This window comes from Pantoea sp. (assembly GCF_039594315.1).
Classification (GTDB): Bacteria; Pseudomonadota; Gammaproteobacteria; order Enterobacterales; family Enterobacteriaceae; genus Pantoea.
This window is the reverse complement of sequence record NZ_JBCNNP010000019.1, coordinates 50,047-73,448: the sequence shown is the minus strand read 5'-3', so window position 1 is coordinate 73,448 and position 23,402 is coordinate 50,047. Positions and strand designations below refer to the sequence as shown.

The window sequence follows — 23,402 nt, the reverse complement described above, 5'->3', positions numbered from 1 at the left end:
AAGGCGCTGCATGGATACTTTCTCAGTCCAGGGCATAGTGAGTCTCCTCTGCTATGCCGTTTATAACTGTTACCCATGTGCCCGGTCTAAAGTGTTACCCATGTGGCCGGTTTGTACCTAAATGGCGCCCCTACATAGTCAGCGTAGGGGCGCCATTTATGGTGACCTGTTTTATATCAGCCTTCTCCCCTACCAATTTGCCAAATACCGGTTGGTGCCGCGCCATTCACTTTCCAGTCGCCAATATCGCGCGCTTTATACACCACCGGATTATGCGACGACACGGTGCGCGCGTTGCGCCAATGGCGATCTAATGCTTTGCTGACGCGCGTATCGGATGCACCGAGCGCATTGAACAGCTCGGTTGCCGCCCGTGTCACCAGTTCGCTAGCAACCACTTGCGCCAGCCCCGCTTCGGCTTCGGCCAGCACATTGATTTCCGCAATCTGCGATTCATCACTGCTTAAATGGGCGACATATGCTGATTGCAGTGAATGTGTGGCGCGAATCACCGTGGCTTCTACTGCAAACGCCAGGCTAGTAATTTCGCCAATAACTTGCAATATCTGCGCATCCTGACGCGCAACATTGCGATTGCCGTGGCTATAAACGCGATTACGCGCCGCAACCGCTTGTGCACCATCACGCGCCACCGCGCGTGCAATCCCCGCCAGCGTCGCCAGTAACACATGTTGGTAGAACGCAGTTTGATAACGAAAACGGGTGGCGAAATCATAAACGTGCGCTTGCTCGACATGCGCGTTGTCAAAACGCGTGGTGCCGCTACCGGTAAGACGCTGACCAAAGCCGTCCCAGTCGTCTTCACGCGTTACGCCCGGTTGGTGAGCGTTCACCAGAGCAATCACATCACCCTGGTTGTCGTTGCGACGCGCGAACACATCAATCCAGTCAGCGTATAGCGTGCCAGTGCTGTAAAACTTCTCGCCACTTAGCGTCCAGCCGCTTGATGATGGCGTGACACGGGTGATCACATCGCCCAGCTTGACCGCACCAATTTCGGTCCAGCCGCTGCCCACCAGCTCGCCGTCGATAAAGCGTCTAAACCAGCCATCGCGCTCTGAGTTATCAGGTTGATTAAGCCGATCTTCGACAAAGGCAAAATGGGCGCGCAGCGCCTGCGGCAGATTGGAGTCCGCTTCCGCCAACTCAATGAGCAGCTGAAACAGCTGCGGCAGCGATGCGCCCCAACCGCCCTTCTCTTTTGGAATGCGCACCGTGCCAAACCCCGCTTCTTTCAACCAGGTTATCGCTTCATACGGCAATGTGCGGTTGCGTTCACGCTCAACTGCGCCTGCGGCGATACGCGCGAATATTGGCCGGAAATGCGACGCCAGCGCGTCATAATCGGTGCCTGTTGCTAATAAGCTCATGGTTTATCCTTCAGATGAAAGTTCGTCGATATCGTGGCGAGTGGGTTCATGACGCACCGCCAGCAAGAAGAAAATCGGGATGATCGCCGCCAGTGAAACCACCCAGAACATATTGGTGCCGAGCGCCGCTTGCAGAATTGGCAGGATAAACAGCGCCAGCGCACTGCCAATGCCAGAGAGCGCACGGCTAAAACCGACGCCGGTCGCACGAATCGAAGTGGGATAAGAGAGCGCCGGATACACCATCAATTGCGCGCCAGGGCCAAAACCTTCAGCAAACAGCCATAATCCCAACATCAACACGGCGAAAACGATGCCAGCGATGGCTTGAGGATGCCCAATCAACGCCAGGGCGATTAACGCAAAGAATTGCAGCGCAAAACCGGCAATCGCCACGTGACGCGACGGATATTTCCACGCCAGGCGCATACCGAGCAGGCCGCCGGTAAACGCGAACAACGCATTGAGGCCGAGCGACGCCGAGATGGTTTCAAACACACCTGCGCCAAGGAACTGCGCCAGAATTGAAGGCAGGAAGAAGGCAATCGCGGTGTATTCGAAGGAGATGCAGATGTTCATCACGCCCGCCACGATGGTGCGTTCACGCCAAGGTTTTTCAAACAACACGCGGAAACTGACTTTCGGCGCGGCAGCGGCGGGTGGTGCTTCCGGTTCCGCTTCGTGTGCATGAATGCCGTAAGAATCACGCAGGATGCGCACAGCACCTTTGAGATCGCCCTGATTCGCTGCCCACAGCGGCGATTCGTTCATGAATTTGCTGCGCACCGCGATGATCAATAATGCCGGCACCGCGCCAAACAGCAGCGAAGCGCGCCACAGCCAATCAAGATGGTCTTTTGGCAGCAGGAAATAGAGCGCGAAGATCAGCAAGAAGCAGACGGTCGATGCGGCGTACCACATTGGGCACCACGCGGCGAGTCGCGCCGCTTTGTTGCCTTTACCGGCAAACTTCGAGAATTCGGCCAGATAGGACATCGCCACCGGCAAATCGATGCCAACGCCAACCCCCATTAAAAAGCGCGCGCCAATCAACACCCAAACGTTGGGCGCTAAGCCAGCGGCAATCGCCGAGACAACAAAGAACAGCATGTCAGCCATGAACACCGAATAACGGCCGTATTTATCCGTGAGCCAGCCGCCGACCAGATTACCGACGATGGTGCCGACCATAATTGATGACGTTACCAGGCCGGTAAGCAGCGGCGAGAGCTGGAACTCGCGCACCACATCATCAATGCCATATGACAGCGTGGTGAGGTCGTAGGCATCCAGGAATACGCCGCCGAGCGCAAGGAACACGATCATGCGCGCGTAGTTATCGGTTTTGGTGCGAGTGTTGATAAGCCTAGCCACATCGCTGACCGAACGAACCGGTTCTGACGCCGGCAAGGTGTTTTCTAAAGGTATGGAACTCATAACGCCTCACGTTGTTGTTTTGTAGTGCAGGTGAGGTTGTTATAAGCGCTTTATTGGCTTAGCCAAAACAACAATAATTGATATTAATTTACAATAATATCAATTAGATAAACTCATTTTCAAGCAACACAAAAACCCGGAAACGCCAGGCGAATCCGGGTGATCAATTGGGAATCATTACTCGGCGGAAACCGGCACCAATACACCTTTAACGAGCGGATCGTCAGTGGTTTTTAGCCATTGCTGCACGCGCGGATCGGAGAAGGCTTGTTTGAGTTTCTCAATATTTTCTTGTTGCAGATAAGGCGTACCAATCACTAACTGCGACGCGAAAGTGCGCGGTGCTGGCGGGAACAGAATGCCTTTTTCACGCGGCACTTTCCCGGCATCGAATTGCGACACGTAGCCAATTGCCGCATCGACCGAGTTCAGCGCTCGTGGCATGGTCAGCAAATCCAACTCTTTGAAAACGAATCCATGTGGATTACCAACGATGTTTTTCAGCTTAGCGGTGCGCGGTTCGACGTTGGGATCAAGCGTAATAAGCCCCTGTCGCGCCAGTAGCCATAATGCCTGGCCTTGGTTTGCGCCATCATCCGGCACCACGATGGTGGCGCCCTGCGGTAAATCCGCCACCGATTTATAGCGATCGGAGTAGATACCAAACGCCCACTGGAACAGCGGCAGCGCCGACGTCAGCGCAAAACCGTTGGCATCCACCACTTGCTTTAGCCACCACTGATGTTGATAAACCGTTGCCGCATATTGTCCTTGCGCGACTGCGCGGTCGGCTTGCACCGGATCCTGCACACCGACCGCTTCCAGCTTCAAGCCGTAATCCGGCGCGATATGTTCGCCAACGTATTCAATTAGCTTCTGCTCTCCCGCCATCGCCGGTTCAAAATGCACTTGCAGCGTGGTGCCGAAAACCACGGCCTGCGCCTGTTGTGTGCGCCAGAACCAACCGCCTGCCGCGAGTACAACGACCACTGTAATCAGTAGCAGCCACGGCCAACGATGTGTTTTACGCAGTTCAAAATCTTGAGTTGTCATAGTGATGTCCCCTGAGGATGACGCAATGTGGTGACTTGGCGGTCGCCGAGAAATTGAATGGTTTGGATTAAGGCGATCAGCACCACGATGGTGGCGATCATGATGTGATTGTCGAAGCGCTGATAGCCGTACACCACCGCCAGATAACCGATGCCGCCCGCGCCGATAGTCCCGGCAATCGCCGAGTACTCAATCATTGAGATCAGATTGAGCGTCACCGCCGCGACAATGGCAGGCAATGCTTCGCTCAGCTGTGCCGAGCGGATGATCTGCCAGCGCGAGCCGCCACACACCAATCCCACGGCAGTGACTTCACTGGGCAATTCGCGCAGTGCGTTATCGACTAAACGACCAAAAAACGGAATTCCAGCAGCGATCATCGGTACCACTGCCGCAGGAATGCCGATGGTGGTACCGGTTAGCCAGAAGGTGAAAGGTATGATTGCCGCCATCAATACCAGAAACGGCAACGAACGACCCATATTGACGATCCAACTTAATACGCGATGGATGCCGCGATGCGGGAATAAACCGCGCGCAGAAGTGTTGAACAGCAACACGCCAACCGCACCGCCGCAAGAGACGACAAACAGCATCACGATAGCCACCATCAAGGCGGTTTCCCCTAACGCGGGCAGCATCAATGACGGAATTTCTGGCCACGGCGTGTCCTGACTCATTACCGATACGCTCATACCACCGCCCTTAGCGGAAAGACACTTCCTGCTACGCTAGCCACCAAACCCAGTTGCTCACATTGCGCCAGCAAACGCGCCAGCGGCACGCGCTCATGCTGAAAGTGAATGCCAACCTGTAAGCGTCCCGCCTGCAATCCGTTGAAATGCTCGACGTGCGCACCGAGTAAATCAATGCGCAATCCAAACTGCTGGCTAAGGCGCGAAATCCAATCGCTGGCGACCGCAACATCGGTGCGATAGCTGAGCTGGAGGACTAATTCGGCGTCACTGGATTGTGAGGCCAACGGGAACAAGCGCTGCCCCAAGGCGGAATCCGGCTGTGCCAGCAATTCACGCACTACGCCGTATTGCACAATCTGCCCATCGCGAATTTCCGCAACCGCATCAGCGGCTTGCCTTACCGCATCCATCTCGTGGGTGATCAGCACAATCGCCAACTTGTAGTCGTCGCGCAGCTTTTTTAACAGATCAAGAATGGTGACGGTGGCTTGTGGATCGAGTCCCGAAGTGGCTTCGTCTGCCAGCAAGACCGAAGGATGCAACGCCAGCGCGCGCGCAATGCCAATCCGTTGTCGTTGGCCGCCCGAAAGCTGGCCCGGATAAGCGTTGGCTTTGTGGCTAAGACCCACGCTTTCCAGCAGTTCGCCAACGCGCGCTTTTATATCGCGTTCAATTACACCAAGATAATGCAGCGGCAAGGCGATGTTTTCCCAAGCGGTTTTGCGCTGCAGTAACGCCGAAGACTGAAATACGGTGCCAATCGAACGGCGTGCCTGACGCAACGCGTCACCATCGAGGCGCGACAGATCGTTACCGTTAACGCGAATGCTGCCAGCGCTGGGTTGCTCCAGCAGGCTGATGCATTTCGCCAGCGTGGATTTCCCCGCGCCGCTTGGGCCAACCACCGCCGTAATATTGGCTTGCGGCACTTGCAGGCTGATGGATTTCAGCACTTCAGTAACGCGGCCATCGGGTGCACGGTACTGTTTGCTCAACTGGTCGATCTCAATCATAAAACCTCCTGCGTGACAGAGGTTTTAACCCGATAACCGGCTCCCGGATGCGGCGCTTGTAGCTGCGGACCGGCGGCAAATAACTTCTCGCGTAATGTGCCAGCCGCGTACTCTTTTTTATACACGCCGCGCTTTTGCAGTTCTGGAACCAGCAACTCAACCACATCCTCAAAGGTTTCGTGGGTCAGCGCGTAGGCGAAGTTGAAACCATCAACATCAGTCTCTTCCACCCAGCTTTGTAATTCGTCAGCCACGGTTTGCGCGCTACCGACAATCAGCGGGCCGAAGCCGCCGATACCCACCCAATCTGCCAGCGCTTTCACTGTCCACTGGCGATCGGGATCGGCGGTGGAGAAGGTTTCAACCGCAGACTGAATGGCGTTGGTATGAATGTATTTGAGCACTTGGTCGGGCTGATATTGGCCGAAGTCGATGCCGGTCCAGCCCGATACCAGCGCCAACGCGCCTTCGTAGCTAACCCATTGGGTGTAATCCTTCCATTTGGCCTGCGCCGCCAAATCGGTTTCGCCCACAATCACGGTTTGCAGGTTAAAGATTTTGATGCTGTAAGGATCACGCCCGGCTTCTGCTGCGCGGCGACGGATATCCGCCACGGTTTTCTTCAGCAGCACTTTGGATGGCGCGGCGACAAACACGCATTCGGCATGTTCAGCGGCGAACTGTTTGCCGCGGCTCGACGCACCGGCTTGATACAAAACCGGCGTGCGCTGTGGCGATGGCTCGCAGAGGTGAATCCCCGGCACATTAAAAAACGTGCCCTGATGATTGATAGGATGGATTTTACGCGGATCGCTGAAGATGCGACGCTCGCGGTCGCGCAGCACCGCATCTTGCTCCCAACTTCCTTCCAGCAGCTTGTAAACCACTTGCAGATATTCATCGGCATAATCGTAGCGGCTGTCGTGATCGGTTTGCGCTTGATGCCCAATATTGCGTGCGCCGCTTTCCAGATACGACGTAACGATATTCCAGCCCACGCGACCTTTGGTGAGATGATCAAGTGTGGAAAGACGACGGGCAAACGGATACGGATGCTCAAACGACAACGACGCGGTAAGGCCAAACCCCAAATGTTCGGTGACCAGCGCCATCGGCGTGATTAACGCCAGCGGATCATTGACCGGCACCTGCGTCGCCTGACGAATCGCCGCATCGCCATTGCCGTTGAGCACGTCATAAATGCCCAGCACATCGGCAATAAACAGACCATCAAATTTGCCGCGTTCCAGCAGTCGCGCTAAATCTACCCAATATTCCAAATCTTTATACTGCCAGGAGCGGTCACGCGGATGCGCCCACAGGCCCGGCGATTGGTGTCCAACACAGTTCATATCAAATGCATTCAAGCGAATTTCACGTTGCGATGGCATAGCAAACTCCATAGCGAGGCCGTGATCGTGCTACGACCCGGCGTTCGTCAGTTAATTTTTAGGAAGTTGAAAGAATTAGTGCGCTGAAGGGGGACATCGCTCGGCGTGAGCGATTTGCAGTTCTTGCAGAATAGTTTGCGCCACCGCAGCCGCGTGATCGGCCACTTGCGGCAGCCCCATCAATTCACCAAAGCGTGCGCGTGCGGCGGGGCCAACCACCAGCAAACGTGCATTTGGCTGGTCGTTGGAATCCAACGTTTGCGAGTGCCAATCGACATCAATGCCAAAACCGAGCGAATCGGGTCGAATCAAACCTTGCTGGCTGAGCGATTGCAGCAGCGGCTGGCTGTCGGTTAGCGCCTCATGACCCGGTCCTGTGGTGACGATCAGATGATCAATTGGATGCGTTTCGATGCCGCCGCCACGTAGATGCAGCGTGATCGCCAATTGCTTTCCGTGGTCGACGATGTTGCTGAGACGCGCAGCCATTACGTTTAAGCTGCCTTGTTGCTGACGGGCGCTGATAACCGCAGCCACCTGCGGCGCAATGCGATAACGGTGTACATCCCACCACGAACGTAAATGGCGTACAAAACGCTGCTGTTCTTGTAACGGCAACGATTGCCAAATGTCCTGACCTTGCACGCGCACTTGATCCAATACACGTTGCCACGGCAATTGCTGTTCTGCCGCTCGCGCTACCTCGGCACGAATATGGTGTAGCCATAAACGCGCATTGGACGCATTCTGCGGCGCTAACGTCCATTCAGGCCACTCACCACTTAAATTGGCGCGAGAAAGCTGTCCACGGCGCGAGAAGGCGATTAACGGGCCACGATGCTGACGTGTGTCGAGTGAGGCGACAACATCCGCCATACTCAAACCGGTGCCAATAATCGCTACCGATGCATCTGGATGGATGGTATCTAATACGCCACGCTGCCACGGATTAGCGATCAAGGCGGGATGCTGCGCGAAAGGTTGCAGCCCACGCGGTAATGCTGGCGGCGGATGACTGATAGCTAATGCCAGTACGTCGCCTGGTAATGTCTCGCCATTGCTCAGCAGTAACTGCTCGCCTTCCCAGGCAACAGCGCTGGCTTGAACATGACGCATTTTGACATGCGGATGTAGCTGTTGCGCATGTGCGAACTGCTGCGCCAGATAGCGGCCAAACATACCGCGCTGCGGATAAACCGATCCATCGGCACAATGCGCTACTGAATCCAGTGAACATTCTGGTTGTTGGCGATACCAGCGATCAAATGCGCCCTGCTCCTCACCGCTCAACTGCATACGTGTAGCGGGTACGTTGATGCGGTGCGCGGGTTCGGTGGTGGAGTAGGCAACGCCGCCGCCAAGCTGATCACGCGGTTCGACCACTGTAATCAGTAAACTCACTGCGGAGGTCCGGGCGAGATGAATCGCCAGCGCCGTTCCGCTGAATCCTCCACCCACAATGATCACATGTGCCGTAGCCATCGCCTTCTCCTGCATTAACTCGCGCTCGTTTGTTTCGAAGGACGTTTATCGCCACCAATGGTCTCACCAAAGGGACCAGTGTTAACGGTGCGAGCGCGCTGCTGTTGAGCGTTCGCCAGCGGCAATAATGGCAGCAGCAACTCGGCGACGCGATGTGCCTCTTCCAGATGCGGATAACCGGACAGAATAAAGTTAGTCACACCTAACGCTTGATATTCGCGAATGCGTTCTGCTACTTGCTCAGGGCTGCCAACCAATGCTGTACCCGCGCCGCCACGCACTAAGCCGACGCCCGCCCACAGATTTGGCGCAATGTAGAGATTATCGCGCGAACCATTATGTAGTGCGCTCATGCGCGCCTGGCCCGCCGAATCCATGCGCGCAAAAATTTTCTGCGCCTGCGCAATAGTCTCTTCATCCAGATGCGCAATCAACTTTTGCGCTGCGGCTTTGGCTTCTTCTTCGGTCTCGCGCACAATGACGTGCAAGCGAATGCCATACTCCAGCTTACGTCCTCGCGATTGCGCACGCGCGCGGACCACTTCCAGCTTCTCCGCAACCTGCGCCGGCGGTTCGCCCCACGTCAAATAGGTATCAATCTGTTCAGCTGCGACATCGATGGCTGCATCCGAGGAACCACCAAAATAGAGCGGCGGGCCATTTTCCTGCACCGGCGGGAATAATACTTCCGCGCCTTCAACGTGAATATGTTCGCCGTGGTAATCGACTTTCTCACCGCGCATCAGTCGGCTATAGACGTCGAGAAACTCTTTGGTGACTTCATAACGTTCACTGTGATTGAGGAAGATGCCGTCGCCCTTGTTCTCGACGGGATCGCCACCGGTCACCACGTTAATCAGCAAACGTCCTTCAGACAGGCGATCAAGCGTGGTTGCCATACGCGCTGCAAGTGTTGGCGGCTGCAAGCCTGGACGTACGGCAACCAAATAACGCAGACGACGGGTGATTGGCGCTAACGCTGAAGCCACTAACCACGAATCTTCACAACTTTTGCCAGTCGGAATCAAAACGCCGTAGAAGCCGAGATTATCGGCGGCAAGCGCGACTTGCTGTAAGTAGGCCAAATCAACCGGACGTCCGCCTTCTGTGGTGCCAAGATAGCGTCCATCGCCGTGAGTGGGTAAAAACCAAAAGACGTTAATTTTCTCGTTCGCGGAATCGGCCATTATGCTTTTCCTATATAACTTTATTAAAAAATGATCATTTTTGACTGCTTATTTAGTTATATGGCTGTTAGCGAGAAGCGTGCCAGCTTTGAAAAAACCGTGAGTTAATGGATTTCAAATACTTAGCCATCAACTCTTTGTTTGAAGCAGTTGCAATCGCAACACTGGCCCGACAGCTATTGCTGCATATGCAACTGCTTATGCTTTTTTCCTGGTGTTCAAGCAATGCCGGTGGGTTTAGCCTGGCGATATCATCTTTACAGGATCGCTCGCCATGCTAACCACTTATGCCAATCACACCGATTCCCCTCGCTTAGTCGATCCGGCTTCGCTGGCATTCCAATCTTTGCTGGATAAGTTCGCTCCTACCGACGCTACGGTGCTGATTGTTGGCGAAACAGGCACCGGCAAAGAAGTGGTGGCGCGTTATCTGCATCACCACAGTCAGCGTCGTCATGGACCTTTCCTTGCGGTGAACTGCGGCGCATTGACCGAAAGCCTGGCCGAAGCTGAACTGTTCGGTCATGAAAAAGGGGCGTTTACTGGCGCTACGCAAGCTCATCCCGGCTGGTTTGAATCGGCACAAGGTGGCACCTTGCTGCTGGATGAAATAGGAGAATTGAGCCTGTCTTTGCAGGTGAAGCTGTTGCGTGTATTGCAGGAGCGAGAGATTACGCGCGTGGGTTCACGTAAGCCAATCAAGGTGGATGTTCGAGTCATTGCCGCTACGCACGTAGATTTGGCGCAGGCGATTCGGGAGCGACGTTTCCGTGAAGATCTGTTTTATCGTCTCAACATCGCCGTGGTTCCGCTGCCGCCGTTACGCCAGCGTCGCGAAGATATCCCATTGCTGGCACAACATTTCCTGGCGTTGTATGCGCGTCGTTTAGCACGTCCAGCGCGTCGTCTTTCTCCCGACGCGCTGGAAGCCTTGCTGGAATACAGTTGGCCGGGCAACATTCGTGAGCTCGAAAATACGCTGCACAACGCAGTGCTGCTGAGTCGTGAAGAGACGCTGACACCCGCTCAATTGCGAATTGCTGGTTACAGTGAACGCGGCTTTAATCTGCCAACCGACTCGACTTTGGATAGTTTCCTTCAGCAGCAACTCACTCATCAGCCGCAACAGCTGTTTGATCGCGTGATCAGCAGTTTGATAAGCAATGCTTTGACGATGACCGAACAGAACCAAACGCAAGCGGCGGCATTGTTGGGAATCAGCCGCCATACCTTACGCACTCATCTTGCCAACCAAGGCATGATTAAAGGACGCCGCAAAGTTATGACATCGAATGTTTTACTGTCGCAACGCGGTGAACAGGAGCGAGAATTGCGCATTGGTTATCAGAAATTTGGCAATCTTGGCGTGCTCAAGGCGCGTCAAAGCCTGGAACATTGCTTCGCTAAGCAGGACATCAACGTGTTATGGAGTGAGTTTCCAGCCGGTCCGCAATTGCTGCATGCACTGCAAAACAACGAAATCGACTTCGGCACCACCGGCGAAGTGCCGCCCATCTTCGCGCAAGCCAGTGGCAATGCAGTGACCTATATCGCATGGGAACCGCCCGCACCGAGCAGCGTTGGTATTGTCGTTCCGCGTGAAAGCGACATTCATAGCATCGAAGATTTAAGAGGCAAACGTATTTCAGTGAATAAGGGTTCCAACGTTCACTGGTTACTGCTGCAGTTGCTGGAAGAAGCAGGAATTGGGCTTGATGAGTTAAAAGTGATTTATGCACCGCCCAAATATCCTCTGACTGCCAGTGATTATTTGTCAGTTGATGCCTGGATGATGTGGGATCCGCTGCTCAGCGCGGCTGAAAGCAATCCTGAACTGCGCGTTTTAGTTAATGGTGATGGGCGCGTGCGCAATCATCAATTCTATCTTGCGCGGCGGGATTACGTTGAACAGCATGATGACATCATTAAACAGCTGGTGGAGAGCTTGCAGCAAACCGGTTTATTTATAGATGAACATCGCCATCAAGCTTCGGTTTTGCTAGCGCTGGAGTTGGGCTTGGAGGTGGCTTCAGTTGAAAGGGCACTCACTCGTCGCAGCCACAAAACCCGCGCCATGGTATTTGAAGTTATTAAGGAACAACAAATCATTGCCGATCGATTTTATGCTTTAGGGCTGATCAATAAACCGGTTCGGGTGCGTGATGCGATTTGGCAACATTCATCAGCATTGGCGTTGGCTAAATAGTTTTCCGGGAGAAAGTTATCCACGCTTTCTGTGGATAAATCGTTGAATATCATCTGGCTAATCAGAGTTAATTACTTTTCAGTCAGGCTAAAATGTCGATTGAAACTGGCGATTTCAGCCTGAAATTTATTTTAAAAATCGTTTACATTCATAGTGATAAGCATGAAATTACCACGGCGAGCAGATGAAATTTCATGCTGCATTCGTGCCTTTCTATCTCTGACCAAAGCTGTTGCTGATTTAGCAAACAGCTGGTTAATTCGTCTTCACTTACATGATGATTATTGTTTGGTAGAGATGCGGAAATGGCTAAAATCGTGGCGATTTCAGCCTGAAATTTCAACATTGAAGATCGCGATTTCAGGCACTTAGCGCTGAAATCGCGCTGGCGAAGCAGTGAAACTGACATAAAAAAACCGCCCGGAGGCGGTGTTTGATTTACTGGTTGAGATATTTGTTGAGCGTATCGTTTATCACTCGATCCAGTTCTTCCTGCAACTCTTTCGACTGGCGATTAAACTCATAGCTAAACATACGTCCACGCGTTTTTTTGCGGGCAAAGCGATCTTTATCAGCAAAACTCCACAGTGGCGTAGCGACCACTTTTTCCTTACCCGGCGATTGAAGCAATGTTTGGCTACCGTTACGCACTAAACGCAGAATGCCATTCTTCACTTCATCCTCTGCCAGGCCATCACGAGCACAAACGGTATCAACATCCATGCCGATGGTATCGATCAGTGCATCCACCGTTTGGCCGGTTTCCTGCAACTTCTCGTAAGCCTGTAACAGCGTTTTGTAGTCGGGATAAGTCAGCTCAGAATGGTTTGGGAACAGTGTGACCAGTTCGAGCGGCACGCTAGCGGCCTGCAATGCGCGCGTAACTTTTGCCTGCGACAGCCCTTCACTCTGCGCGATTTCTTTCTGCGACAAACCACCGTCTTTCAGAGCCAGCAAACGCATGCCCACTTCACGCAAATTATGTTCGCGCGCGGTCTGAATATCCTGCGCTAAACGACGTGCTTCTTCGGCAGTAATAGCAACGTCTGTCACCAACACATCAAGCCCGGTTTTGCAGTGCAATGCCGCTGCGCGACGGCGCGAACCATCGAGAATCTCAATGCGATCGTCACGTTTAACGCCAATCGCCGGGAAGAACTGCTGCAATTTGATGGTACGGATAATGTCACGCAAAGACTCAGGCGTCAGACCAGACTGGTCGCGGCCGTTGGTTTCCATCTTAACGAAGGTTTTTTCTTCGATTTCTTTCGCAGTAATGTGTTCAAGCGTGAACAGGGCACGTTTGCCTGTCGACAGAATGAAGGTCTGAGAATGGCCGTCGGCGCTTTCCTCAGTTTGCAAAGGCGTCTGGCTGAAGGTGCGGCCAATGGTGATTCTTTTTGCGCTCATAGTAACCTCAGTTCAGGCGAATGAATTCAATACGGTCAAACACGGCTTTAGCGAAATCTTCCGCTGCTGAACGCGCATTCTTCAAGGCTTCAGTGCTGCCCACGTAAGTGGATGGATTGGCGGAGATCACGGTGTCAAACGACTCACCGCAGCGCTCAAATCCGTCCAGACGCGGTAGCGCAGCATCCAGCATGTCGCCGCCAAAAATCTCTTTTGCCAGGCTGTGACAGAGCTTGTGGTCGGCTTTGTTGGAGAGTTTCGACATAAAGCCGATATTGCCTTGCAAACGGCAAGCAGCGCCTGACTCTTCAATAATGCCAATCAGCTCGGGTAAGCGCGTCAGATACTTCAGCGTCGAGTGGAAATCCACTTGCGCTGGCGGAACCGGCGTCATCAGCAAATCCGATGCAGCGATCGCGTTTTTAAGGAAGGCATCCAAATGCGGGCCGCTGTCGATAAAGATAAAGTCATAATCTTTCTTCAGTTTTGCTACAACATTGTCGTACAACACCGCATGAATGTTTTGCTCAGGCAAATGTGCGGCACACAGCTCTTCCCAACGTGACGCGATAAAGGCGTCATCAATGGAAGCTGGCAATACATCGACGCCCGGAATAATCGATGAAACGATGAATTCGTTGATCAACTCTTCGCGACTGACGTTTTGCAGCATGGCTTGCGCCGCTGTAGCTTCAACCAATCCGACCGAACGTTCATGGTTGAGGAACATGGTTGCTGACGATTGTGGGTCCAAATCAATGACCAGAATGCGCAAATCTTCAAATAACAGATGCGGATGCGCGCGTAACGCGTGCGCTAACGACACGGTGGAGACGGTTTTTGAAACGCCACCTTTCAGGTTGCCGACAAACATAGTAAACGCGTCAGGATGGCGATCGCGATACTTCGGCACGCCACGATGATGATAGATATCGATAATGTTCTGAATCGACATCGCATACTTGGTCGAGCTGCCCGCTGCGCGCTTATCAAATGGATAGCCGTTTGCTTCCATCTCGTTGACAGCGTAATCCACGCTGGCACGCGTCAATTTTGGCAGCTTGGCTAACGCAGCTTTCGCGTAAACCTGGTAAAAAGTGTTCTCTTGCAACTCTTCTTTTTGCGCCTGGATTTGTTCCGTCAGGCTCATCAGCATTCTTTCTGAACGTTGTGCAACTTTCAGAACTTGCTTCTCATCGTTAGCCATACTTGCTCCACACATGTAGGATTTATGACTTTATACATAAATCCTGCACATGAGGCAAATATATCTCTTCTAGTCTGGAACAATCCGTTATGAGAAAACGGCTTGATTAATAGTGAGTTAAGCAAAACATTCACTATAGTCAGTGATGGTAATTTCATCGTTTGTGATAAATCGCTCAAATCCAGACCGCGCTGGGGGAATGATTGCCTCAAAGATTCACTGTAATCAGCAGAGTGAGTTGAAATTGAAGCAGGAATGTTTGGCGAGAGAAGGGCGCAGGACTTTCTTCATTTAAACGTTCACTGTAATCAGTAGTTCATGCTGTGCGGATTTCGCCAACGTTCACTGTATTCGGTAAAAGATTCACTGTAATTAGCAAGGTGGCCACTTACGTTCACTGTAATCAGTAGATGATGATTCGAGACAGGATTATGGGAATGACAATGTGTGAGGAAGAGAGTGCCATAACATTCACTGTAATCAGTAGTTGCGGAAAGTGTTGCGGCCTTGAAAAACAAACGTTCACTGTAATCAGTAAGCCGTCTTTTGCAAGGCATCACCAACATTCACTGTAGTCAGTAAAAACGAGCGCATTAGCGTGAGACATTCACTGTAATCAGTAAGTCAAATCTGCCTGATAGCGAGAAGATTCACTGTAATCAGTAAACGTTATGGCATGGTCAGAACGTTCACTGTAATCAGCAAACGACGATTCAGACTGGATAAGAGAAGCGTTAACTGTAGTCAGTAGATGGCATTTCAACGATGGGTTTTGGTGGCTTCGAAGGTTAGGACTTAAGCAAACGATACGAACGAACGAGGTGGCAACATTCACTGTAATCAGCATTTAGATTTTGTATTCAGACTTCAAATCGGCGGAAAGTAAGCCATAAAATTACCTTTCAATTCTGCTTAGCAAGTTCGCTTACCCAGCGATAACCACGCACTAGAAACGAAGGATCGCCCTTTATGGTGACCCACTGGCGGTGCTCATTCGAGTTCGAGATAGATGGCCTATTCGCAACAATCTGGCCAATGCTGGGCATCTTGCATTGCCGTGCTCAAGCCTCAAACGTTCACTGTATTCAGTAATGAATAGCATAAGGCGACTTGCTAAAAGCGTTCACTATGATCAGCAACCGGCAAAATCATCATGCCTTTGCAAATCATGAAAAAGGATAGGGAAGGGCAGACGTGGGCAAAATTCACTGTAATCAGTGACAGCGTGACGTTGTACTTTCAAGCGTATGTAGCCTGAATCAGAAGGGAGCAATTGAGGCCCAATTCCATTACCAACATTCACTGTAATCAGCACTGTAACCAACCCTGTCACTTTTACTGGTTATATTAACAGCGACTTTACCGATTACAGTGAATTTAAGTGCTGGTTAAGCATCATTATTATTAAAAACAATAGGATAGCTATAAACGTTTACTGTAATCAGTATCTTTCTTTAACTTGAACCATCCACTGCAATCAGCAGAAGCATTGCATTAACCCAACGTTCACTGTGATCAGTAAACAGCATCAAATAGAGAGAAGCAGTGAATGGAAAACCACCCTTGTAAGTACTCACTATCGATTTAATGCCATGAAATAGGGACATTGAATATCTCGGCATGCATCAAGCATACCATTCAGCAGCGGATTTGCTGATTACAGTGAACATTACTGATTACAGTGAATTGAGCGCCCGAGGCTGATTACAGTGAACATCGAGAAGAGAGCGAGTGTCACTTTTGTTGAAAAAGTGACACTGCTATTAGGCGTGATACTGATTACAGTGAATGGGGTGAGTTACTCTTCAAACTCGATATCTTCCAGCGAATCGATGCTTTCGAGATTGCTGATGCCATCAAGTTTTGGCGTTCTGCTATGGATGATAAAGAACACCGAACGGCCGCGTTTCACTTCTGAGTAGTCCAGGTAACCAATCTCTTTGAGCTGCTCCATCGCACGACGAACCACGTGATTCTGCGTCGTGGTTTTTGAACCCAGGTTAAGGCGCATGCGCAAACGTGCCAGTGAAATTGGCGCAGGATTAGTTGGCAGACTTTCGAGATAGGTATACAACGCCTGAGCAGACTCTTTGCGTTTCAATCGTGAAATCGCCCGCAGTTGCAGCAGCACCTTGTGGTCGAAATTATACAACTCGAACAACTTCGGATCGGCCTGGATACGCACCAGATCTTTTTCACGATCGTAATACGCCGATTGCACCAAGTGAGTGTGATAGGCTTTGCCATTACCTTCAAAGGACAACGTATTGGTGGCGATGCGTCGTAAAGAAGCGTCTAAACGCTTACGTAACGCAGCAGACGAGTTTGCCGAAGGGATCCCGCACATCTTAACGAAATCGATGAACGGCAGCGTCACAGTGTCGCCCTTTGAGGGATAACGCGAGAAAGATTGGATAATGCCGGCCCAGGTTTTGAAATCATTATCCATATCCAGCCTTGCGCCGGTAATGGTAATCTTTTCATAGCCTTCCGATTTAACCAGTGAAAGGTTTTTCAGCTCTTTCGTCGCATCGGTTGAAGCCATCGCGCCAGATTTACCTCGCGCAGTTGATTTCAATGTAGGAACAAACAGACCCAGGCGCATCAGTGCGACCGGTTGTACGGTGTTATTTTTATTTGGGTGGAGCTGAATAACTTCACCACTGTTTTTTGTCACCGACAGAAAAGGCTCGAGTAACGCCTTGTTTTCACTCTCTTTATCTGCCATAGCCTGAGATCTTCATTCTGTGGATTAAAGGGGTCGTTTTCTGATTACAGTGAACATTAGCACTGTTTATAGTGAACATTCTACTCTCTATAGTGAATAAACTACTGTCTACAGTGAACTCTTTACTGATTATAGTGAACGCGATCACCTTCTGAGCCCTTGTGTGGTGCGGCCTGCGACGATCGGGGATCTCTTAGGATCTCTTTTAGATCTCTCTATGATCTTTCTTTAAGATCTATTCACTGTATAACTTAATAACTCCATATAAGAGGCGGCTTGCGCATCCATGATTGTGCAAAATAAGCCTATTGCCACAACATTGCGGCTGATCCCGTCAAACCCTTAATCATGATGAGTAAAGATCCTATTACTTCACTAAGAGTGAACAACTTCCTCACTATTATTCATTTTTAAGCAATCTTTGATGGGCGTAAGCTGATTCTCATTGAAAATCAACTCACTTATCATGAGGACAGGCTATGACTGACAACGTTATCTCCCGCAATCCTACTAACGGCGAAATTATTGCAACTTATCCGCTGCAAAGTGCAGATGAGCTGGAATCAGCATTGCAACAGAGCGCAGATGCGTTTGCTGCATGGCGATCAACCCGAATGGCGCAACGTGTAAAAGTACTGCGCCAACTTGCTGAGCAGATCCGCCAACGTCAAGATGAGATGGCCAAAATGGCCACGTTAGAAATGGGCAAACCGATTGCCCAAGCACGCGCCGAAGTCCTGAAATGCGCCAACCTTTGTGACTGGTATGCCGAAAACGGCCCGGCAATGTTGGCAGACAAGCCTACGCTGGTGGAAAACCAGCAGGCCTGGCAATCATTTCGCCCGTTGGGTGTGATCCTTGCAGTGATGCCGTGGAACTTCCCTTACTGGCAAGTACTACGAGGCGCAGTCAGCATGCTGTTGGCAGGTAATACCTATGTCTTGAAACATGCGCCTAGCGTTATGGGATCGGCAAACCTAATGTCATCGCTGTTTGATGCCACAGAACTGCCTAAAGGCGCGTTTACCGTGATTAACGTCGACAATGATGGCGTTTCAGCGGCGATCAAAGATCCACGTATCGCCGCCGTCGCTGTTACTGGCAGCGTGCGTGCGGGCGGCGCTATCGCTGCGCAAGCCGGTGCGGTATTGAAGAAAACAGTATTAGAACTCGGCGGCGCGGATCCTTTCATCGTACTGGCTGATGCTGATCTGGACGCAGCAGTGGCCTCAGCGGTCACAGGACGCTATCAGAACACCGGACAGGTCTGTATGGCAGCCAAGCGCTTCATCATTGAAGAGAGCGTCGCAGAAGCGTTTGAGGCGCGTTTTAGCGCAGCGGTTCAGGCATTGAAAATCGGCGATCCTTTAGAGGAAGAAACCTACATTGGTCCGATGGCGCGTTACGATCTGCGCGATGAACTTGATAACCAGGTGCAGCAGACTATTCAGCAAGGCGCGCGATTAGTATTAGGCGGCCACAAGATCGAAGGCGTTGGCAATTACTACGCACCGACGATCCTTGCCGATGTCACGCCAGACATGATCGCTTTCCAGCAGGAGATCTTTGGTCCGGTTGCCGCCATCACCATCGCTCGTGATGCACAGCATGCGCTTAAACTGGCCAACGATAGCGAGTTTGGCCTGAGCGCCACCGTGTGGAGCGGCAATGAAACGCTGGCAAACGAGTTGGCGGAAAAACTCGAAACTGGCGCGGTATTCATCAACGGCAACGGCGCATCCGATCCGCGTGTCGCGATTGGTGGCGTGAAGAAGAGTGGTTATGGCCGTGAGCTCTCAAGCTTTGGTGTTCATGAATTCTGTAACATTCAAACGGTCTGGAAAAACCGCCGTTAATGCTCCGCAAGGCGCGCTTGTCGCGCCTTCATTGATTTAACCCGCCTAATATTGTTGTTGCTCATCAGTTAAATGTTGTGGACCAGTTCAAAAAATCCGCCATTGGTATTATAAAGGTATTATCACTGGTGCTAGATTGGCCCCACCTACACCGGGGAGTCCTAACTGATGAAAACAACAATCCCAAAACTGTCGTTCATGATGTTCTTAGAGTGGTTTATCTGGGGTGCATGGTTTGTGCCGCTCTGGGCATTTCTCAGCAAAAACGGCTTTTCGCCGGTTGAGATCGCCTGGTGCTACGCCTGTACCTCGATCGCCGCCATTCTGTCGCCGATCCTCGTTGGATCGCTGGCCGATCGCTTCTTCCAGGCACAAAAAGTGTTATCGCTGCTGACGATTGTCGGTTCGATTCTGATGTTCTTTGCCGCGCAGCAAACGCATTTCAGCGGCTTCTTCCCGCTGTTACTGCTTTATGCGCTCACCTATATGCCAACCATTGCCTTAACTAACAGCATCGCGTTTTCACATGTTGCTGATGTGGAACGTGATTATCCGCGCATTCGCGTGATGGGCACCATTGGCTGGATCGCGTCAGGCATCGTGTGTGGTTTTCTGCCGCCGCTGCTGGGTTATGGCGATATCTCTGCCAGTAATGTCCCGTTATTGATCACCGCCGCGAGTTCATTACTGCTGGGTATTTTCGCCTTAACGCTACCTGCCACCGAGCCAAAAAGCACCGGCAAATTCAGCCTGCGTGTCGCGCTGGGTCTGGATGCACTGCACTTGCTCAAAGACCGCAGTTTCCTGGTGTTTTTCGTCTGCTCATTCCTGTTCAGCATGCCATTGGCGTTCTACTACATCTTTGCCGAAGGTTATCTGACCGAAGTCGGATTGCCGCATGCAACCGGCTGGATGACGCTCGGCCAGGTCTCTGAGATTTTCTTCCTGCTGGCGCTGCCGTTCTTCATCAAGCGCTTCGGCATTGGCAAAGTCCTGTTGCTTGGTTTAGCGACCGCCGCGTTGCGCTATGTGTTCTTCGTGTTTGGCGGCGATCAGAACATGCTGACCTACGGTTTGCTGTTTATGGGCATTCTGCTGCACGGCGTCAGCTACGATTTCTACTTCATTACCGCGTACATCTACGTAGATAAAAAAGCGCCTGTGGCGATGCGTAATGCTGCACAAGGGCTGATCACGCTGGCATGTCAGGGCATCGGCAGTTTGCTTGGCTACCGCCTGGGCGGCTATCTGATGCAAGAGATGTTCGCCTATGACCAACCGCGCAACGGGCAAACTTTCAACTGGGCCGGCATGTGGATGTTTGGCAGCGTAATGATCGTAATTATCACCATCGCCTTTATCGTTCTGTTCCGCGACGGCAAAAAACGCAGCGATGAACTGACCGCTTTCGACAATTCAGCAACCGCTGACAGCCATAAATAAGGGATTCACCATGACGATGACACAGCAAGAAAAACGGATTTTGGGCGCGTTTTATGGCCAGGCGCTGGGCGATGCGATGGGCATGCCATCCGAACTGTGGCCGAGAACGCGCGTGAAGCAGCATTTTGGCTGGATTGATGGTTTCCTGCCGGGCCCAGCCGAAAACAACGCCGCCTGCTATTTTGGCCGCGCTGCCTTTACCGATGACACCTCGATGGCGCTGGCGCTGGCGGATGCCATCATCACGCACGATGGCGCAATTAACGCGGAAAGCATCGGCGCCAATATCCTCAAATGGGCTGAGAGCTTTGATGCCTTCAACAAAAACGTATTGGGGCCAACCTCAAAAATCGCGTTGAATGCGATGAAAGCCGGCACGCCGGTCTCGCAGCTGGAAAACAATGGCATGACCAACGGCGCAGCGATGCGCGTTTCACCGCTGGGATGTTTGCTGCCCGCGCGTGATTTATCAGCTTTCATTGATGATGTGGCATTGGCATCCAGCCCAACCCACAAGTCAGATGTGGCGATTTCCGGCGCAACGGTGATTGCCTGGGCGGTGTCACGGGCAATTGATGGCGCGAGTTGGACCACTATCCGTGATGAACTTCCTGCGATTGCGCGTGCAGCACAGGAAAAGCGTGTGACCACCTTTAGCGCCTCAATGGCGGCGCGTGTTGAACTGGCGCTGAGCGTTGTAGAGCGGGGCAGGGGCGTGGAGTCAACCATGCAGCAAATCTACGATCTGGTCGGCACCGGAACCGGCACCATTGAATCGGTTCCGGCGGCGATTGCCATGGTGGAATTGGCCGCAACCGATCCCAACCGCTGTGCCATTCTTTGCGCCAATCTGGGCGGTGACACTGACACCATTGGCGCGATGGCGGTGGCGATTTGCGGCGCGCTACACGGCATTGATGGCATCGACAGCGCATTGAAAGCCGAGCTGGATGCTGCCAACGCGCTGGACTTCACTCGCTACAGCGCCGCCTTTACCCGATTCCGCCAGCAGCGTGAGGCCGCTTATGCTGACGCCTGATGATTTGCAGCGGCTGGAAGGTCGTCTGCCGGTATGCGTGATTGGCGCAGCGGTGGTGGATGTGATTGCCGATGCTTACTCGTTGCCGCATCGAGGCAGCGATGTTGAACTCCACCAGCAAGGCGTCAACGTGGGCGGATGTGCGTTGAATGTGGCGATTGCGCTGCATCGTCTTGGCATTCCATCAATCAACGCTTTGCCGCTCGGCAATGGGACCTGGGCCAGCATCGTGCGGCAGAAGTTGACCGAATACGGTATTCACAGCGTGTTAGAAACGGCGAAAGGCGATAACGGCTGGTGCCTGGCGCTGGTGGAACCGGATGGAGAGCGCACTTTTCTGTCGGTGAGCGGCGTGGAAAACCAGTGGGATGCTGCGCTGTTAAGCACGTTGCCGCAGCCCGCCAACCGCTGGATCTACCTTTCCGGCTATCAACTCACCAGTAAGAGTGGCGATGTGCTGATCGATTGGCTTGAGCAACAAACGCAGCCGCATCAACTGCTGGTGGATTTTGGGCCGCGTCTGGCGGATATCGGTGATGCGCAATTTGATCGCATTATGGCGCGTCATCCACTGATTACAGTGAACAGACAGGAAGCAGAATTGCTGTGGCAGGAACGATTGGGAATCAACGAACCTTTTGATGCGCAGCAATTAATGACGCATTGGCAGCAACGTTTCGGCGGCGCGATGGTGGTGCGACTTGATAGTGAAGGTGCCGGTTTTGTTAACGCTGACACGCAAGGTTGGATTCCGGCGTTGGCGACCAAAGTGGTGGATACCATTGGCGCCGGCGACAGCCATGCAGGCGGTTTGTTAGCGGGTTTGGCATCAGGTTGGTCGCTGGCCGAAAGCGTTGCGTTGGGCAACGCGGTGGCATCGTATGTAGTGTCCCAGAGAGGCGGCGATTGCGCGCCCGATCGCGCCACCTTGAGCGCCTATTGGCAGCAACGTCTTACTCAGCAATAAACACGTACATGTCGCTACGACAGTAGCTAATGCTGTACTCCAGCGGATTGCCTTGCGCGTCTAACGCCAGTTGTTTGATCACCAACACTGGCACGTTGGCGGGCAGGGCGATCTGTTGCTGGAGCGCTTCATCAGGCATGCGAGCGCTTACTCTGCTTTGCGATTTCACCGGTTGGATTTGCTGCCGATGAAAGTAGTCATACAGTGAAATCCCAATGTCATCAGCATCTGCGATGAACCGCGCCGGCACCCACGATTCCTCCACCGACACCGCTTGTTGATCGACGTAGCGAATGCGTTTTAGCAAATAGACATCGCTGCCTTTGCTCAATCCCAGCTTCTCGGCAATCTCGGCGCTGCAATGGATTTTGCTTTTGTTGATCCACACCGTATCCGGCTTTTTCCCGCGCAACACTGCTTGCTGTGACAAGCCTTTTGGCTCTTTCAACGAATACTCAAACTGGCTGCAGATTTGCGTACCGTAACCGCGTGAACGCAGCACCACGCCTTCTTTCTCCAGTTCATCCATGGCCTTGCGCACCGTAATGCGTGAAATATTCAGCGATTGGCTGAAATCACGTTCGCTTGGCAGGATCTCTTCGTGCACCAACACGCCATCGCGGACCGCGTCTTTAATCGCGGCGGCAAAGCGCTTATACAGCGGCGTGCGACTCTCATCAGCCAGCGTGGTTATCAGCCGCGAAAACAGTGCAGTTTGTTCAGTCATAGCAGAAGGATTCACTCAGTTCGGTCAGCGGCAGAATGGCTTATGATACTGACTTTTCGCCGGATATTCATTGCTAGCAACATAAAGCTAAAGATCGAAATTGTCTCGCCGATAAGCCGAGTAACTCTCTTACACAGGGCAACAACCGCAAGCGCAGGCAACGCCGT

The 23,402-nt window shown here is 52.3% G+C and carries 17 protein-coding genes; 5 read left to right on the top strand and 12 right to left on the bottom strand.

Annotation, left to right across the window (positions count from 1 at the left end):
* Positions 1-176 precede the first annotated feature (176 nt).
* From ABDW13_RS13235 to ssuD, 8 genes are all read right to left on the bottom strand, one after another.
* Positions 177-1,391, bottom strand: coding sequence for an acyl-CoA dehydrogenase family protein (locus ABDW13_RS13235; protein ID WP_343553019.1), 1,215 nt, complete (start codon positions 1,389-1,391; stop codon positions 177-179).
* A 3-nt stretch (positions 1,392-1,394) separates the two neighbouring features.
* On the bottom strand, positions 1,395-2,828 hold the full coding sequence (locus ABDW13_RS13230; RefSeq protein WP_343553018.1) for an MFS transporter: 1,434 nt from the start codon (positions 2,826-2,828) through the stop codon (positions 1,395-1,397).
* Between the two features lie 177 nt (positions 2,829-3,005).
* Positions 3,006-3,881 carry a MetQ/NlpA family ABC transporter substrate-binding protein gene (locus tag ABDW13_RS13225; RefSeq protein ID WP_343553017.1) on the bottom strand — a complete coding sequence of 292 codons (876 nt, stop codon included), beginning with the start codon at positions 3,879-3,881 and terminating at the stop codon, positions 3,006-3,008.
* Entirely contained in the window at positions 3,878-4,576 is a 699-nt protein-coding gene (locus ABDW13_RS13220; RefSeq protein ID WP_343553016.1) for a methionine ABC transporter permease, read from the bottom strand. The genes ABDW13_RS13225 and ABDW13_RS13220 overlap by 4 nt, the downstream gene beginning before the upstream one ends.
* Positions 4,573-5,592: a methionine ABC transporter ATP-binding protein gene (locus ABDW13_RS13215; RefSeq protein ID WP_343553015.1), complete on the bottom strand. Its 1,020-nt coding sequence runs from the start codon at positions 5,590-5,592 to the stop codon at positions 4,573-4,575. Before ABDW13_RS13215 ends, ABDW13_RS13220 begins: the two co-directional genes overlap by 4 nt.
* A complete protein-coding gene (locus ABDW13_RS13210; RefSeq protein WP_343553014.1) occupies positions 5,589-6,983 on the bottom strand; it encodes an LLM class flavin-dependent oxidoreductase in 1,395 nt (464 codons plus the stop codon). Before ABDW13_RS13210 ends, ABDW13_RS13215 begins: the two co-directional genes overlap by 4 nt.
* Before the next feature lie 75 nt (positions 6,984-7,058).
* On the bottom strand, positions 7,059-8,465 hold the full coding sequence (locus tag ABDW13_RS13205) for an FAD/NAD(P)-binding protein (RefSeq protein ID WP_343553013.1): 1,407 nt from the start codon (positions 8,463-8,465) through the stop codon (positions 7,059-7,061).
* 14 nt (positions 8,466-8,479) lie between these two features.
* Positions 8,480-9,652 carry an FMNH2-dependent alkanesulfonate monooxygenase gene (gene ssuD, locus ABDW13_RS13200; protein ID WP_343553012.1) on the bottom strand — a complete coding sequence of 391 codons (1,173 nt, stop codon included), beginning with the start codon at positions 9,650-9,652 and terminating at the stop codon, positions 8,480-8,482.
* 274 nt (positions 9,653-9,926) lie between these two features.
* On the opposite strand from ssuD, the gene ABDW13_RS13195 reads away from it, so the two are divergent.
* Positions 9,927-11,858 (top strand): sigma-54-dependent Fis family transcriptional regulator, encoded by a 1,932-nt coding sequence (locus tag ABDW13_RS13195; protein ID WP_343553010.1) that lies wholly within the window; start codon positions 9,927-9,929, stop codon positions 11,856-11,858.
* A 438-nt stretch (positions 11,859-12,296) separates the two neighbouring features.
* On the opposite strand, the gene ABDW13_RS13190 is transcribed toward ABDW13_RS13195, so the two are convergent.
* From ABDW13_RS13190 to ABDW13_RS13180, 3 genes are all read right to left on the bottom strand, one after another.
* Positions 12,297-13,268: a ParB family protein gene (locus ABDW13_RS13190; RefSeq protein ID WP_343553009.1), complete on the bottom strand. Its 972-nt coding sequence runs from the start codon at positions 13,266-13,268 to the stop codon at positions 12,297-12,299.
* A 7-nt stretch (positions 13,269-13,275) separates the two neighbouring features.
* Positions 13,276-14,475 carry an AAA family ATPase gene (locus tag ABDW13_RS13185; protein WP_343553008.1) on the bottom strand — a complete coding sequence of 400 codons (1,200 nt, stop codon included), beginning with the start codon at positions 14,473-14,475 and terminating at the stop codon, positions 13,276-13,278.
* A 1,798-nt stretch (positions 14,476-16,273) separates the two neighbouring features.
* Positions 16,274-17,203: a RepB family plasmid replication initiator protein gene (locus ABDW13_RS13180; RefSeq protein ID WP_007886110.1), complete on the bottom strand. Its 930-nt coding sequence runs from the start codon at positions 17,201-17,203 to the stop codon at positions 16,274-16,276.
* A 479-nt stretch (positions 17,204-17,682) separates the two neighbouring features.
* On the opposite strand from ABDW13_RS13180, the gene ABDW13_RS13175 reads away from it, so the two are divergent.
* From ABDW13_RS13175 to ABDW13_RS13160, 4 genes are all read left to right on the top strand, one after another.
* Entirely contained in the window at positions 17,683-19,059 is a 1,377-nt protein-coding gene (locus ABDW13_RS13175) for an aldehyde dehydrogenase family protein (protein WP_343553007.1), read from the top strand.
* 168 nt (positions 19,060-19,227) lie between these two features.
* Positions 19,228-20,502 carry a nucleoside permease gene (locus ABDW13_RS13170; RefSeq protein WP_343553006.1) on the top strand — a complete coding sequence of 425 codons (1,275 nt, stop codon included), beginning with the start codon at positions 19,228-19,230 and terminating at the stop codon, positions 20,500-20,502.
* A 10-nt stretch (positions 20,503-20,512) separates the two neighbouring features.
* Positions 20,513-21,541: an ADP-ribosylglycohydrolase family protein gene (locus ABDW13_RS13165; RefSeq protein WP_343553005.1), complete on the top strand. Its 1,029-nt coding sequence runs from the start codon at positions 20,513-20,515 to the stop codon at positions 21,539-21,541.
* Positions 21,528-22,508, top strand: coding sequence for a PfkB family carbohydrate kinase (locus ABDW13_RS13160; protein ID WP_343553004.1), 981 nt, complete (start codon positions 21,528-21,530; stop codon positions 22,506-22,508). Before ABDW13_RS13165 ends, ABDW13_RS13160 begins: the two co-directional genes overlap by 14 nt.
* Here the strand turns inward: ABDW13_RS13160 and ABDW13_RS13155 are convergent.
* The gene (locus ABDW13_RS13155; protein WP_343553003.1) at positions 22,495-23,235 is read right to left on the bottom strand and encodes a GntR family transcriptional regulator; all 741 of its coding nucleotides are present in this window, start codon (positions 23,233-23,235) and stop codon (positions 22,495-22,497) included. The two genes, ABDW13_RS13160 and ABDW13_RS13155, sit on opposite strands and share 14 nt — an antisense overlap.
* Positions 23,236-23,402 lie beyond the last annotated feature (167 nt).